The sequence below is a fragment of the Aurantimonas marina genome (genome assembly GCF_017183135.1).
In the GTDB taxonomy this organism is placed as follows: Bacteria; Pseudomonadota; Alphaproteobacteria; order Rhizobiales; family Rhizobiaceae; genus Aurantimonas; species Aurantimonas marina.
In genome coordinates this window covers 69,265-84,025 of record NZ_JADDXW010000012.1, presented here as the reverse complement: position 1 = coordinate 84,025, position 14,761 = coordinate 69,265, and the positions used below count along the sequence as shown (strand labels likewise).

Annotated in this window: 11 protein-coding genes; 8 read left to right on the top strand and 3 right to left on the bottom strand. The window is 65.8% G+C overall.

Going from position 1 to position 14,761, the window contains the following annotated elements; genetic code table 11:
* Positions 1-21: 21 nt before the first annotated feature.
* Together ING15_RS14100 and ING15_RS14095 are read right to left on the bottom strand one after the other, a co-directional pair.
* Positions 22-1,182, bottom strand: coding sequence for an iron-containing alcohol dehydrogenase (locus tag ING15_RS14100; RefSeq protein ID WP_206455467.1), 1,161 nt, complete (start codon positions 1,180-1,182; stop codon positions 22-24).
* A gap of 141 nt (positions 1,183-1,323) precedes the next feature.
* Positions 1,324-2,424, bottom strand: a complete 1,101-nt coding sequence (locus ING15_RS14095; RefSeq protein WP_206455466.1) for an AbrB family transcriptional regulator — start codon at positions 2,422-2,424, stop codon at positions 1,324-1,326.
* 555 nt (positions 2,425-2,979) lie between these two features.
* On the opposite strand from ING15_RS14095, the gene ypfJ reads away from it, so the two are divergent.
* The 7 genes from ypfJ (at position 2,980) to ING15_RS14060 (ending at position 12,133) form a co-directional block, all read left to right on the top strand.
* Complete coding sequence (gene ypfJ, locus ING15_RS14090) at positions 2,980-3,879, top strand: KPN_02809 family neutral zinc metallopeptidase (RefSeq protein ID WP_206455465.1); 900 nt, start codon at positions 2,980-2,982, stop codon at positions 3,877-3,879.
* Between the two features lie 207 nt (positions 3,880-4,086).
* On the top strand, positions 4,087-6,522 hold the full coding sequence (glyS, locus tag ING15_RS14085; RefSeq protein ID WP_206455464.1) for a glycine--tRNA ligase subunit beta: 2,436 nt from the start codon (positions 4,087-4,089) through the stop codon (positions 6,520-6,522).
* A gap of 317 nt (positions 6,523-6,839) precedes the next feature.
* The gene (locus tag ING15_RS14080) at positions 6,840-8,348 is read left to right on the top strand and encodes a GH25 family lysozyme (protein ID WP_206455463.1); all 1,509 of its coding nucleotides are present in this window, start codon (positions 6,840-6,842) and stop codon (positions 8,346-8,348) included.
* Positions 8,349-8,472: 124 nt separating this feature from the next.
* A complete protein-coding gene (locus ING15_RS14075) occupies positions 8,473-8,736 on the top strand; it encodes a hypothetical protein (RefSeq protein WP_206455462.1) in 264 nt (87 codons plus the stop codon).
* A gap of 128 nt (positions 8,737-8,864) precedes the next feature.
* Positions 8,865-9,899 (top strand): L-threonylcarbamoyladenylate synthase, encoded by a 1,035-nt coding sequence (locus tag ING15_RS14070; protein ID WP_232845770.1) that lies wholly within the window; start codon positions 8,865-8,867, stop codon positions 9,897-9,899.
* Positions 9,900-9,972: 73 nt separating this feature from the next.
* Entirely contained in the window at positions 9,973-11,379 is a 1,407-nt protein-coding gene (locus ING15_RS14065; RefSeq protein WP_206455517.1) for an FAD-binding oxidoreductase, read from the top strand.
* 178 nt (positions 11,380-11,557) lie between these two features.
* Positions 11,558-12,133, top strand: coding sequence for a DUF6101 family protein (locus ING15_RS14060; protein WP_206455461.1), 576 nt, complete (start codon positions 11,558-11,560; stop codon positions 12,131-12,133).
* Between the two features lie 8 nt (positions 12,134-12,141).
* Here ING15_RS14060 and ubiA read toward each other — a convergent pair whose 3' ends face one another.
* Complete coding sequence (gene ubiA / locus ING15_RS14055; protein WP_206455515.1) at positions 12,142-13,149, bottom strand: 4-hydroxybenzoate octaprenyltransferase; 1,008 nt, start codon at positions 13,147-13,149, stop codon at positions 12,142-12,144.
* A 165-nt stretch (positions 13,150-13,314) separates the two neighbouring features.
* Between ubiA and purD the strand changes: the two genes are divergently transcribed.
* Positions 13,315-14,586: a phosphoribosylamine--glycine ligase gene (purD, locus tag ING15_RS14050; RefSeq protein ID WP_206455514.1), complete on the top strand. Its 1,272-nt coding sequence runs from the start codon at positions 13,315-13,317 to the stop codon at positions 14,584-14,586.
* Positions 14,587-14,761 lie beyond the last annotated feature (175 nt).

Below are 14,761 nucleotides of genomic sequence, written 5' to 3'. Positions count from 1 at the left end.
CGCGGCTCCAAACTCGTTCACCTACCAGGCCGCCCGGTAGATCGACAGCGCGTCAGCCTGCGCAACCTCGCGCGGATTGTTGACCAGAAGACGCTGCTGCTTCATCGCGTCGGCCGCCATCTTGGCCAGATGCTCCTCGCCGATCCCGACATCGCGCAGGCGCGGCGGCAGGCCGAGGCGCTTCGACAGCGCGGCGAGTTCCTCCACGAACGCGGCGCAGCGCCCTTGCGTGCTTTCCTCGCGTTCCAGCGCCGGAAAGGCGTCGGCGGCGATCTCGGCGTAAAGATGCGCCGCGTCGGGCGCGTTGAAGCGCAGGACGTGCGGCAGCACCAGCGCGTTCGACAGCCCGTGCGGGATATGGAAGGTGCCGCCGATCGGGTAGGCGAGGGCGTGGACGGCGGCGACCGGCGAATTGGCGAAGGCCTGGCCTGCGAGCATCGAGCCGAGCAGCATCGCACCGCGCGCTTCGACATTCGCCGGTTCGGCGATCACCGTTTCGATATTCGCGCCGATGAGCCGTAAGGCTTCGCGCGCCAGCATCTTCGACAGCGGGTTGTTGTTGGCGCTCTTCGACGCATAGGCCTCGATCGCGTGAACCATGGCGTCGACGCCGGTGGCGGCGGTGATCGCCGGCGGCAGGCCGAGCGTCAGTTCCGCGTCGAGCACGGCGATGTCCGGCAGGATCAGCGGCGAGGAGACTCCGCGCTTTTCCTCCTCGCCGACGGTGATGATCGAGACCGGGGTTACCTCCGAGCCGGTGCCGGCGGTGGTCGGAACCAGCACCAGCGGCAGTCTCGGGCCCTTGGCGTTGCCGACGCCCCAGGCCTCGTCGAGATTTTCGCCGGAGCCGGCGATGAGCGCGGCGAGCTTGGCGACGTCGAGGGACGAGCCGCCGCCAAAGCCGAGGACTCCCGTCGCGTCCAGAGATCGGGCAGCGTCGGTCGCGGCAACCAGGATCGACAGTTTCGGATCGGCGGCAACGTCGTCGAAGATGGTGACGGCGGCGCCGGACTCGGTCAGCGAGGCGATCGCCGGGTCGCAAAGGCCGAGCACGCGGAGGCCCGGGTCGGTGACCAGCAGCACGCGCGCGCCGAGCGTTTTCGCCGCGATCGGCCCGAGTCGCCTGGCGGCGCCCGGCTCGAACACGATCGACGGCGTGGTGTTGAAGAGGAAGGGCGTCATGGCGAGATCTTTCCCGTTATCGTCACGTTGTCGAAGCGCAGCCGCCAGTCTGGCGCGGAAAGCGCCGTTCGCCCAGCCATGCGCGTGGGCGCCCCGTTTGCGGCGCGCCTTTTTTCGGCGCGTGTGAAATGAGCTTTGCCGTCAGCTTGGCCCGCGAAATTTCTCCACCAGTCGGAACACCAGACCCGCCGTGGTCATCACCAGGAAAACCCTGGTTACATGGTGGGTTGCGACGAAGGCCACCTCGACGTGGAGGGCCAGCGCGATGAGGCTTGTCTCGGTCAGGCCGCCGGGGGAATAGGCCAGCAGCAGGTCGAGGACCGGCAAGCCGATCAGCCGGTTCAGTCCCAGCGAAAAGCCGAGCGTGATCGACAGCAAGATCGCGGTCGAGCCCAGCGCGAGCCCAAGAATCCGAACGATTTCGGTCAGCCGGGTTCCGGCGAAGCGACAGCCGAGAGCGGTGCCGAGCACCAGCTGCGCGGCCGCCACCAGCTCATAGGGCGGGCGGAACTCGGTGACCCCGGTCAAATGTACGGCGGCGCTGGCCAGCATCGGACCCATCAGAAAGGGCGCGGGCAGCCGCAGCATTCGTCCCAGGACGATCCCGACCAGCCCGGTCACGAGCAGCCACACCTCCACCGACCACGGCGCGTCGAAGACCGAAAGCCCGGTCGTCGGCCGGGCGATCACCTTTTCGCCGGTTACCACGTCGAGGATGAAGGGCAGCGAGAAGACGATCAGCATGATGCGGCTGGAATGGATGAGCGCGATGATACGCGGATCGCCGCCCTTGGCCTGGCCGACCGTTACCATCTCGATCAACCCACCCGGCATGCCGGCGAAATAGGCGGTGGGCAGATCGAAGCCGGCGACGCGGTAGAAATAGGTCACGCAGGCCGCCGCCGCGACCAGGAGGAAGACCATCAGGCCGAGGAGGCTCGGCAGCCAATCCGCTATCCCGGCCATCATCCCAGGCGTAAAGCCCGCTCCGAGCAGGACTCCGACGAGCACGGTCATGGGAGGACGCAGGATGGTGGGCGCGGTGATCGGCGCTCGTAGGAGCGAGGCGAGGAGACACGCCGCGAGCGGCCCGAGCATCCAGGGTAACGGCAGTGACAGACGCAGGAAGAAGATGGCGCCCAGGAGGCCGATCCCCAGCGCCAGTGCGAAGCGTGCATAGGCAAAGCGCTTCGGCGCGAGAGGCTCCAGGGCTTTGGCCAGCCGGTCGCGTATCGCGCTCATCGCCATCCGTTCGCGAAAGCGCTGCGGTCGGACAGACCAAAGCCATCGCCGGCCTGCGGTCCGCGGTGGCTCGCGGTTCTCTTCATTGTGCGGAATACGGTCATATCGGACAAGGTACGAGGAACGATCTCGCCGTCGGGGCGAGACAGGAGGGACCAAGGGGACGCCACTCCGTCCCCTTGGAGCGGAGTGCCGCTCGCGGCGGAACGATCTAGTCCTAAACCATGCTTACGGCCGGCGGAACCGGGTACCGATGTCGCGTGAAGCTCAGGCGGCTCATCTGCAGCGTGACGTCCGGCACCGGGTCGTGGGTTTCGGGTCGAACGCTCTGTTGCGAGTCACGCCTTAGAGGTGGCAGTGCCATATTTGCGGCGGAGGTGAGGCGTTGCTGTTGACGGACGCGGCCGGGGCACTGGCCGCAGCCGCCTGAATTCGACCACACCGTCGTCGCGGTTCGTGGCAATGTCGAATGACGCCCTATATCGCCCGCTAAGGGACACGCAGGCGGCGCATTCTCGCAGGAGGTCGCCTGGCTAACGACCAAAGGGCGGCATTATGCAGTGGCGCGGGCGCAGGCAGTCAAGCAATATCGAGGACAGGCGGGGCTCTGGCGGCGGCTTCGGCCGGCGCGGCGGCGGGGGCTTGCGGCTGCCGATACGAGCCGGGGGCGGCGGTACGATCGGCATGATCATCATCGCGCTGGTGCTGTGGCTTGGCTTCGGGATCAACCCCTTGCAGCTTCTCGGCATGGCGGATGGTGGCGGCAGCAGCAGCTATCAGACCAGCCAACGCTCCGGGCCAGGCGTCGCGGGCACCGCCGACGAGACCGATGATTTCGTCGCCACCGTCCTTGCCGACACCGAGGATGTCTGGACTCAGCGATTTCGTGAGGCGGGCGAGACCTATCCGGCGCCGACGCTGGTCCTGTTCACCAACCGGGTGGATTCGGCCTGCGGCATCGCCGGCGCGGCAACCGGACCTTTTTACTGCCCGTCAGATTCCAAGCTCTATATCGATCTCGGCTTTTTCGATCAGCTGCGCAACCAGCTCGGCGCGCCCGGAGACTTCGCCCAGGCCTATGTCATCGCCCATGAGGTCGGCCATCATATCCAGAACCTCACCGGTGTCCTGCCGAAGTTCCATCAGGCGCGCTCGCGCATGAGCGAAGCGGAAGCGAACGCCATGTCGGTGCGGGTCGAGTTGCAGGCCGATTGCTATGCCGGCATCTGGGCCAATGGCAGCCGTGAGGCCGGGTATCTGGAGGCCGGCGACATCGACGAGGCGCTCAACGCGGCGCAGCAGATCGGCGACGACACGCTGCAAAAGCGCAGCCAGGGCACGGTCGTCCCGGACAGCTTCACCCACGGCACGTCGGCGCAGCGCCAGGAGTGGTTCCGGCGCGGCTTCGAGAGCGGCGATTTCGGCGCCTGCGACACGCTGAGCGGCGCGATCTGAGGCGCGTCGGTCGGGGATAGCGCCAGCTTGCAATCGCCGGTGGGGCGTGGTGCAAGGCGTCGACCTTTTCCAATGTTGATGCCGAGCCATGCCTGACCTTCTGCTTGAACTGCGCTCCGAAGAGATTCCCGCCCGCCCGCGCTCCCGCAGCGCCATCGGCGCGAGGAAGCGCAACCAGGCGAACGGCATGCGGGCGGAGAGACACTGATGCCCGACCTTCTGCTTGAACTGCGTTCCGAGGAAATCCCAGCCCGCATGCAGCGCAAGGCGGCGGGCGATCTGAAAAAGCTGGTCACCGACGCACTGGTAGACGCCGGGCTGACCTATGAGGGTGCGCGGGAATATTGGACGCCGCGGCGCCTGACCCTCGACATTCGCGGCGTCGAGGCCCGCTCCAAGGACGTCGCCGAGGAGCGCAAGGGACCACGTACCGACGCGCCGCCAAAGGCCATCGAGGGGTTCCTGCGCGGCGCGCGGCTCGCCTCGATCGACGATGCGGAGATCCGCTCCGACCCGAAAAAGGGCGATTTCTACGTCGCGACGATCAAAAAGCCCGGCCGACCGGCCGAGGCGATCATCGCCGAGGCGATGCCGGGCATCATCAAGGATTTTCCCTGGCCGAAATCCATGCGCTGGGGACCGGCGTCGCGCGAGCCGGGCTCGCTGCGCTGGGTGCGGCCGCTGCAATCGATCCTGTGCACCTTCGGTCCGGAGACCGAGGAGCCGGTGGTGGTCGATTTTGCCGTCGACGGCATAAAGGCTAGCAACACGACGCGGGGCCACCGGTTTCATGCGCCGCAGGAGTTTGCCGTCCGCCGCTTCGACGATTATGCGGCGAAGCTCGAAAAGGCCTGCGTCGTGCTCGATGCCGAGCGACGCAAGGAGATGATCCGCCACGACGCGGAAAACCTCGCCTTCGCCAAGGGCCTGGAAGTCGTGCCGGACGACGGGCTGCTGGAGGAAGTGGCGGGTCTGGTCGAATGGCCGGTGACGCTGATGGGTGAGTTCGAGCCGGAGTTTCTTGAGATCCCACCGGAAATCATCCGCTCCACCATCAAGGCCAACCAGAAGTGTTTCGTGCTGCGGCCGCATGGCTCGGTCGAGCCGGAGGCTCGCAAGGCCGACCGGCCGTCGCCCGGTCAGGGCGCCCCCGCGGAGCCGTCTGCGCAGCAGGCCGGCGTGAGCGATAACAAACTCTCCCACCATTTCGTCCTGGTCTCGAACATCGAGGCGAGCGACGGCGGCGTGGCGATCGCCAGCGGCAACGCCAAGGTGGTGCGGGCGCGGCTGTCGGATGCGCTGTATTTCTGGCAGACCGACCAGGCCGATCTGCCGGATATCGACAGCCTCAAGCCCTCGGCGGAAAAATTCGGCCTCGACCTGACAAAGCCGCTCGACCAGCGCATGGCCAAGCTCGATGCGCTGGAGGTGACGTTCCATGCCAAGCTGGGCACGCAAGGCGAGCGGGTGAGCCGCATTGCCGCGCTGGCGCAAGAGATCGCGCGCACGGTCTATCCGGACGGCGCGACGCTGGGCGGCGAGGCGGTCTCGGCTGACGATCTGGCGGCGCTGGCCAAACGCGCGGCGGTGCTGGCCAAGGCGGATCTCACCACCGAGGCGGTCGGTGAGTTTCCCGAACTGCAGGGGCTGATGGGCCGATATTACGCCGCGCGGCAGGGCGAGCATCCGTCCGTTCAGGCGGCGATCGAGGAGCATTACAAGCCGCTCGGGCCGACGGATACGGTGCCGAGCGATCCCGTCGCGATCTGCGTGGCGCTGGCCGACAAGCTCGACATGCTGGTCGGCTTCTGGGCGATCGACGAGAAGCCGACGGGATCGAAGGACCCCTATGCGCTCAGACGAGCGGCGCTGGGGATGATCCGGTTGGTGGTGGAGAAAACGCTCTCAGTCTCGTTGGTATCTCGCATCCTCGATGCACTTTTCTCACTCAGACGCTCTCATATCAGCGCGAGAGGGCAAGCGGAGACGGCCGCATACCGCGAGTTGGCTGAAAAGATTGACCTGCTGCCAATTGCACGTCGCTTCGACGAATATTTTGAGGAGGTCAGGCAAGATGTGGTGGACATCGAGAAAGAGCGCGCACGAAGTATTTTAGCCGACCTTCTAACCTTCCTCCATGACCGCCTCAAAGTTCAGCTGCGGGATCAAGGCGCTCGGCACGACCTCGTCGACGCGGTTTTATTTGGCGGAGAAAAGACCAACGACGACCTCCTCGACATCACCCGCCGCGTCGAGGCGCTGGGCCAATTCCTCGACACCGAGGACGGCAAGAACCTCCTCGCCGGCACCCGCCGCGCGGCGAACATTCTCGCCGCCGAGGAGAAGAAGGGCACCCGCATCGCCGAAACCGTCGATCTCGCCCTTTTGACCGAGCACGAGGAAAAGGCGCTCGCTGGCGCCGTCGACCGGGCCGAGATCGAGCTGGAAGAAGCGCTGGCGGTCGAAAATTACGCACATGCCATGGCCGCGCTCGCCGATTTGCGCATTCCCGTCGATGCGTTTTTTGACAAGGTGCTGGTCAATGCCGAGGACGAGGCCGTCCGCGCCAACCGGCTGGCGCTGCTCGCCCGCATCCGCGCCGCAACGCGCAAGGTCGCCGATTTCGGCACGATTGCCGGCTGATCCAAAATCCACAATCGGGGCAGATTCGACCGGGAAAATCCGGTCGCGCGACCGGATTGTGAGGCCTGGGCGCACGGGCTTGTTAACCAAACATTAACCCAAACTACCGGAATCTCCCGCCTTTGTGGCAAATTGGTCAGGTCAGCGCGGCAAACTCCCTGGGTGGAGTTGTAACATTTCGTGATCGATCTTGCCCGGAACCCGCCAGATTTGAACGAAATAGCTGCGTCCAGCCGCTTGGGACGGATTTGAGCCTTCGGGTTCAGGGGGCCGGCCCGCAAAACAGACTTCGAGCGACTTCGAGGGGAAACCAGCGAATGACGAAGCCCAGCGCCGTTGCGACGGCTGCCGTGAAATTCGCCTGCGCCATTGTCGTGGGCACGCTGTTGATCGGCGGTTCGGCTCAGGCCGAATGGAAAGCTCCGTGGAAGTCGGAGGATAAGGCGCTCGTGATCGACGCCTATGAGTTCAATCCGATCAACTGGCAGGAGCTGACCTCGGACGACCGCATTGCCGGCTTTATCAACAAGGCGTCCGATGGACTGCCGCCGGAGTGGAATTGCGGCAAGGCCGACGGCGACGACTACAAGCTGTGCAAGAACCGCTGGTGGAAATATTCCGTCACCAAGGAACTCTATATGACCCGCCGCGAGATGGCGAAGATGAAGGGGCTTGTTTGGGGCGCCTATCATCTCGGCCGTCCGGGCAACCCACGCGAGCAGGCCGATCATTTCATCGATTTCGCCGAGCCGGCCGAGGACGATCTGATCGCGCTCGACATCGAGGACAATTCCGAGGAGTGGATGAGCCTCGCGGACGCCGAGATCTTCGCCGACCAGATCAAGATCCGCACCGGCCGCTATCCGGTGCTCTACACCAATGGCTCGACCGCCAAGGCGATCTCGGACAGCCGAGCACAATATCCGCTGCTGTCGCGCCTGCCGCTCTGGTATGCGCGCTACCGCGACGACATCACCGGCAAGTTTCCCGAGGAGACCTGGCCGAGCTATGCCCTGTGGCAGTTCTCCTCGATGCACAATTGCGACAGCCGCAGCTGCCCGTACCGGGTGAAGGGCGCCAAGACCGATATCGACGTCAATGTCTCGACGATGGATGTCGCCGGCCTCAAGGCCGCCTGGCCGTTCAACGATCTGATCGAGCGCGCGCCGGAAGTCGACGATCCCTCTATGATGATCGCTTCGCTGGACGACGAGACCAAGACTGCGGTGGCCGAGGTCGCCGTCGCACCGGAAACCTCCGCGGCGACCCCGCCCAAGCCTCGGGCCAAGCCGACCACGAGCCCGCTGGTCGCGGCCTATGGTCCAGCGGAGCAGCATGCGAGCCTGGACCCGCTGAAACTCTTGACCAACGTCGCCCGCAGCGAGGCGAAGGCCGACAAGCCGGCGCGTGTGGCGGATGCCGTCGCCCCGGCCGAGGAGCCGTCGGGTGAGGCCGTCCGCGAGTTCCAGACCCATCTCGCCGCGCTGCAAGAGGCGGTCGCCTATGCCGCCAACGAAGTCGATCGGCTGTTCATCGGCCGGGCCGAAGCGGCGACGCGCTCGGACGAGTCGCGGCCCTCCAAGGCTGGCGAGAAGAGCGCCTCGCTCGACGCGCGGCAGCGCTCGCGGTTCGTCGAGATCGTCACGGCGGCCGAAGCGGCCAAGAAAGCCGGCGCCCTTCCGATGCCCGCGCGGGTTCTCACCCAACTGGGCGCCGAAGGCGCTGGCCGCGGACCGCGCCTTGCGGTTGCTGCGGCGGAGCGGCGCTTCGCCGGTCTCGACCTGCCGGCGCGCCGCATCGGTGCGGCGTTTGAAGCGACGCGCTGATGGCGCCGGTTCTCCTTTCCCAGGCGATCACGGAGATTTTTTTGGAACCGACGGAACCAAAGGTATTCGCAACCGTTTTGACCCCGAACAGTTTTGCTCACAAGTTAAATGACGGGTGCTTGGAATGAATAGAACAATTGGCTGGGTCGTCGGTATCATCGTTCTCCTGATCGTCGTCTGGTTCGCCTTCACGATGATCAACGTTGATCAGACTCAGGAAGGCGAGTTGCCGGAGGTCAGCGTCGAGGGCGGTCAGATGCCTGAGGCGGACGTCACTACTGGCGATGTCGACGTCGGCACGGAAGAAAAGACGGTCACGGTTCCGACCGTCGACGTCCAGCCGGCGCCCGAGACGGACACGCCGGAACAGCCGGCGCCCGCCAACTAAGCTCTGGCGAGCCGCTTCCGGTTCCGGTAAAGACGAAAAAAGGGCAGTGGCGAAAACCACTGCCCTTTTTCTGTTTGTGGGCTGCTCCGCTCTTGGGTCCCGCATGAGGTTTCGTTTGGAAGTCGGCTATGACGCTTGGACGCGCTGCCCCTGATGTCGCCCTGATGCCTTCGGGGCACGGTGGTCTCGGCTCGATCGAGACGGTCTGCCTATCCGCCGAAAGCGAAGACGCCGTTGGGCGCGCGGTCGCCTGTCTGCGCGGCGGTGGGCTCGTCGGCCTGCCGACCGAGACGGTTTACGGCCTGGCGGGTGACGCCACCAATGGCGAGGCCGTCGCGCGCATCTTCGAGGCGAAAGGCCGTCCCGGTTTCAATCCGCTCATCTGCCACGTCAGCGACCTGGACATGACGGCGCGACTGGCCGTCATGGACGACGTCGCGCGGGTACTGGCGGCGCGGTTCTGGCCCGGACCGCTGACGATCGTCCTGCCGCAAGCGGAGGGGACGCCGGTTCACCCCCTGACGACCGGCGGCCTTGCCACCATCGCGCTGCGTCAGCCGAAGGGGATCGCCGGCGACATCATCGGTCGTCTGGGCCGCCCGCTCGCGGCCCCGAGCGCCAATCCCTCCGGGCGGGTCAGCGCCACCAGCGCTGCGCAAGTGATGCGGGGCCTCGGTGGCCGGATCGAGATGATCCTCGACGCGGGTCCGTCCGAGCTCGGCCTGGAATCGACTATCGTCAAGCCCGAGCGGGACCGTCTGGTGCTGTTGCGCGCCGGCCTTGTCGGGCGGGATGCGCTGAGGGAGGCGACGGGGCTCGCCGTCGTCGCGCCGGACGCGGATTCGGGCATCCAGGCGCCGGGCCAGCTTCGGTCGCATTATGCGCCGCACGGCACGGTTCGCCTCGATGCGACCCATGTCGAGCCCGGCGAGTATCTGATCGCTTTCGGCGCGACGCCGACCGCCAGCGCGGCCGCGGCGGCCGAATGCGTCAATCTCAGCCCGTCCGGCGATCTGCGCGAGGCGGCGGCGAATCTGTTTGCGGCACTGGCCCGTTTCGACCGGCCGGAGATCGGGCGCATCGCTGTGGCGCCGATCCCGCAAGATGGCCTCGGCGAGGCGATCAACGACCGACTTCGCCGTGCCGCCGCACCACGGGGCTAGGAGCCTCCTCACGGCTCGACGGATCGTCGCCAACCTTCTATGTCTCGATCTTATGCAAGACGTTGAACACAAACTGCCCGACGCTCTCCTTGCCCGCTTCGCGACAATCGTCGGCGACCGCAACGCTCTGCGGGACGCCGACCTGATGGAGGCGTATCTTAATGAACCGCGCGACATGTTTCATGGCCGCGCCGCGCTGGTGCTGCGGCCGGGCAGCGTCGATGAGGTCGCCGCGATCATGCGCCTCGCCAGCAAAACGCGGACGCCCGTCGTGCCTCAGGGCGGTAATACCGGCCTTGTCGGCGGTCAGTCGCCGCGTTCCGCGTCCGAAGTCCTGGTCAGCCTGTCGCGGCTCGATCATATCCGCGATGTCGATCCGATTGGCCGCACGGCAACCGTCGAGGCGGGCGTCGTTCTGAAGCGAATTCAGGAGGCGGCGGACGAGGCGGACCTGTTGTTTCCGCTATCGCTCGGATCGGAGGGCACCTGTCAGATCGGCGGGAACCTCGCCTCGAATGCCGGCGGAACCGGCGTTCTGGCCTATGGCAACACGCGCGAGCTTTGTCTCGGAATCGAGGCGGTGTTGCCGTCCGGTGAGGTGCTGCACGGGCTGCGACGTTTGAAGAAGGACAACCGCGGCTACGATCTCCGCAATCTGCTGATCGGGTCGGAGGGAACGCTCGGGATCATCACCGCCGCCGTGCTGAAGCTGTTTCCCAAGCCCGCCGGCCGCGAAGTCGCCTATGTCGGGCTGGCGTCGCCAGATGACGCCCTGACGCTGCTGCAGTTGGCGGAACGCCGGGCCGGATCGCAGCTGACCGCCTTCGAGTTGATTCCGCGCCTCGGCATGGAGTTCACGCTTCGCCATACGATCGGTTCCCGCGACCCGCTTGAGGCGCCGCATCCCTGGTACGTTCTCATGGAGATCTCTTCCGGCCGCTCGCAAGGCGACGCGCGCGAGACGCTGGAGGGAATCCTGGAGTCCGGCTTCGAGAATCATGTCGTCGCCGATGCCGCGATCGCCAAATCGCTGGCCGAGGCTAACGCATTCTGGATCATGCGCGAGGAGTTGAGTTGGGCCCAGAAGCCCGAGGGCGGATCGATCAAGCATGATGTGTCCGTCCCTGTCGCCCGAATTCCGGAATTTCTCGCCGCGGCCGACAAGGCGGTGCTCGAGGCGATCCCGCAGGCCCGGATCGTTGCTTTCGGCCACCTCGGCGACGGCAACATCCACTACAATGTTTCCCAGCCCATCGGTGCCGACAAGGACGCCTTTCTCGCCCGCTGGCACGAGATCAGCGAACGCGTCCACGGCATCGTCCGCGATCTGGACGGCAGCTTTTCCGCCGAGCACGGCATCGGTCAGCTGAAACGCGACGAACTCGCGCGGACCAAGGAGGGCGTCGAGATCGATTTGATGCGGCGGCTCAAGGCGGTGTTTGATCCTGACAACATCTTAAATCCTGGCAAGCTCGTTTAGAGTTGATTCAAGTTTTCGACTTGCTAACCGTCTTTTCCGTCATGAAGACTTAACCGAATTTCTTAGCGCGACTTCAAGGCGGCGCCCCTACTGTCATCCCTATCGAAGGCCGGGATTACATCGGCCCGAACGAGAGACCGAAACATCGGCTCTCAGGAGAGGCAGAAGGCGTCATTTCATGAGCATTGCTCCGAACCCACTCGCGACCAAGCCCGAATGGGCGAACGTCCCGGTCCGCCTCGATCCGGCGGCGTCGGATCGTCGCCAGACGATCGAAATGGTCGAGGACGGGGAATTGATCACCTACAAGGTCGACCGCCGCGGCGCCGTCGTCCACCGGCGCCTGGAAAAATCCGGACTGCCGGTTTCGATCGCGCTGCCGCCGCGCGCCTTCCGGGGCGTCGCCGCCCGCGCGATGGAGGACGGCAACGGCGAGGTGACGGTGACGCTCGAGCTGCATCACAGTGATCCGCGCTGCACGGTGCCGCTCTTGGTCGCCTGCGACCTCTACGACGTTGCCGCCGACTGGCGGGGATGGTCGGAGCTGTTCAACCTGCCGATGCTGATGATCGAGGCGGATGGCGCGTTGCGCACCCTCGAAGAGACGCTCGGGCACATCCGGGCCGCCGCGCCGGCACCGCGTCGCCGGTCGCCCAACCGCCAGCGCCGGCCGCGCTTCCTGGCGCGCCGCAAGCCCGGCGGGCTCGGGATGCGCATGGTCGTCGCCGGCGAGGAAATCATCGCGCGTCAGTAGCGCGGGGGTTATCCCGCCGCCAGCGGGAAGGACAGAGCCCACAGAGCCGAGAAGATCAGGCCGAAGAAGATGATCCAGCCGAACACCGTGTTCGACTTGAACAGCCTCAGGCACTGGTCCGCATCGTCGATGTCGAGGGTGCGAATCTGCCAGATCATTTGGAAGGCGCCGGCCGCAAGGCCCGCATAGGCGGGCCACGCGGGTCCGCCGCCCGTGCCGGAACCGGTCAGCGTGAAGGCGCCGGCGAACAGGGCGATCGCTCCGAGATAGAGGATCGTCAGGGCCAGTCTGGTCCGTTCGCCGAACAACCGGGCCGTCGAACGGACGCCGACCAGCGCGTCGTCCTCCTTGTCCTGATGTGCATAGATGGTGTCGTAGCCGATCGTCCAGAGGATGCTGCCGGCGTAAAGCAGACCGGCGGCGAGCGACAGCGTGCCCCAATATCCGGCCCATCCCATCAGCGCGCCCCAGGAAAAGGCGAGGCCGAGCCCCAGTTGCGGCCAGTCGGTGAAGCGTTTCAGGAATGGATAGATCGCCACCACCCCGAGCGATGCGATGCCGAGCATAACCGTGAACAGGTTGAACTGAATCAGCACCAGCAGCCCGACCAGCGCCTGGACGATCAGAAACAGCTTGGCTTGGAACCGCGAGACCCGGCCGGACGGCAGCGGCCGGGACCTTGTGCGCGCGACGAGCGTATCGATCTTCTCGTCGACGAGATCGTTGTAGGTACACCCTGCACCCCGCATCGCGATCGCCCCGACCAGGAAGAGAAACAGCTGCCACAAGCTGGGCAGGCCTGTGTGAACGGCCCCCGTCTGCACCGCTTGGGGCGCCAACGCGGCCGCCCACCAGCAGGGCCATAGCAGCAACTGCCAGCCGATCGGCCGGTCCCAGCGCGCCAATTGGGCATAGGGCCAGACGCCGCGCGGCAATGTGCGGTAGACCCAGTTGTTCGACGGCGCATCCGCCACGCGGTCGATTTGGTCCGCGAGGCTTCCTTTCAGATTCGACATGGCACCGAGATTGATGGCCAAAAGGCCGCAGTCAAGGGGTTTTCGCATTATCAACGCATAAGTATCGCCTTGCTGAACTTGACCGCGGCCGTTGCCCGCCCGTAATCGGCGCCTGTCGGCCGGCCTGGGCGGCGAAACTGCGCTGGTGGGGGCGAAGCCATGACGATCAATGTTCTTCTCATCGGCGGCGGTGGCCGCGAACACGCGATCGCCTGGAAACTCGCGCAATCGCCCGATCTGGGACGCCTCTACGCCGCGCCGGGCAATCCGGGCATCGCCGAGCATGCCGAGACCGTCGATCTCGACACCGCGGATCACGCGGCTGTCGTGGCGTTCTGCCGCTCGAACGCGATCGGTCTGGTGATCGTCGGTCCCGAGGCGCCGCTCGTTGCCGGGCTTGGCGATAGGCTTACCGCCGCCGGCATTCCCGTGTTCGGCCCCTCCGCCGCCGCCGCGCGGCTCGAGGGCTCGAAGGGCTTCACCAAGGACCTGTGCACCCTCCACGACATTCCGACGGCCCGCTACCGTCGCTTCGACGATGCAGCCGCCGCGCGCGACTATATCCAGGCCGGCGGCCTGCCGATCGTGATCAAGGCAGACGGGCTCGCCGCCGGCAAGGGCGTCACCGTCGCCGAAACGCGCCAGGACGCGCTTGCGGCCATCGACGCATGCTTCACGGTCGATTTCGGCGGACCCGGCGCGGAGGTCGTCATCGAGGAGTTCCTCGAGGGCGAGGAGGCGAGCCTGTTCTGTATCTGCGATGGCGAGCGGGCGCTGTTCTTCGGCACGGCACAGGATCACAAGCGCGCCTTCGACCGGGATCGCGGCCCGAACACCGGCGGCATGGGCGCCTATTCGCCGGCTCAGCCGATGAACGATGCGATGGTGCGCCGGGCGATGCGCGAGATCGTCGAGCCGACGCTCGCCGGGATGAAGGCGGTCGGGGCCCCGTTCAAGGGCGTGTTGTATGCCGGACTGATGCTGACGGAGTCCGGGCCGAAGCTGATCGAATACAATGTCCGCTTCGGCGATCCGGAATGCCAGGTGCTGATGATGCGGCTCGAAAGCGATCTGCTGCCGATCCTCCTTGCCGCCGCGATGGGGGAGCTCTCCGCCGTTCTGCCGCAATGGTCCCAGGAACGGGCACTGACCGTGGTGATGGCCGCGGAGGGCTATCCGGGTGCCCATGCCAAGGGCACGGTGATCCGCCATTTGCCCGCAGCGAGTGAAACAACCCGGATATTCCATGCCGGGACGCAACGCGACGGCGACCGACTGCTCGCCGTCGGCGGACGTGTCCTCAACGTTACCGCTACCGGCGCCAGCGTGAAGGAAGCCGCGCGCCGCGCCTATGAGACCGTCGAAGCGGTTGAATGGGACGAGGGATTCTGGCGTTCCGACATCGGCCACCGGGCAATCATGACCGAAAGCGCCTGATCCTCCGTCCGCCGCATCGTCACGATCGGTCCCGGGGCGAGCCGCGCGAATGGGGTATCACTCGCCACCCCGAGTTGACCTTTACGTAAAATGCGGGAAATGTCGTCGCGCAGCGCTGGGAAACCATCGGCGCGGCCATACATTCATCCTTAACGAGAGCCGCGAACCCCGGAGC

Coding starts and splice junctions, on each gene's coding strand:
- ING15_RS14100 (WP_206455467.1), bottom strand. CDS start 1,182: ATGACGCCCTTCCTCTTCAACACCACGCCGTCGATCGTGTTCGAGCCG.
- ING15_RS14095 (WP_206455466.1), bottom strand. CDS start 2,424: ATGAGCGCGATACGCGACCGGCTGGCCAAAGCCCTGGAGCCTCTCGCG.
- ypfJ (WP_206455465.1), top strand. CDS start 2,980: ATGCAGTGGCGCGGGCGCAGGCAGTCAAGCAATATCGAGGACAGGCGG.
- glyS (WP_206455464.1), top strand. CDS start 4,087: ATGCCCGACCTTCTGCTTGAACTGCGTTCCGAGGAAATCCCAGCCCGC.
- ING15_RS14080 (WP_206455463.1), top strand. CDS start 6,840: ATGACGAAGCCCAGCGCCGTTGCGACGGCTGCCGTGAAATTCGCCTGC.
- ING15_RS14075 (WP_206455462.1), top strand. CDS start 8,473: ATGAATAGAACAATTGGCTGGGTCGTCGGTATCATCGTTCTCCTGATC.
- ING15_RS14070 (WP_232845770.1), top strand. CDS start 8,865: ATGACGCTTGGACGCGCTGCCCCTGATGTCGCCCTGATGCCTTCGGGG.
- ING15_RS14060 (WP_206455461.1), top strand. CDS start 11,558: ATGAGCATTGCTCCGAACCCACTCGCGACCAAGCCCGAATGGGCGAAC.
- ubiA (WP_206455515.1), bottom strand. CDS start 13,149: ATGTCGAATCTGAAAGGAAGCCTCGCGGACCAAATCGACCGCGTGGCG.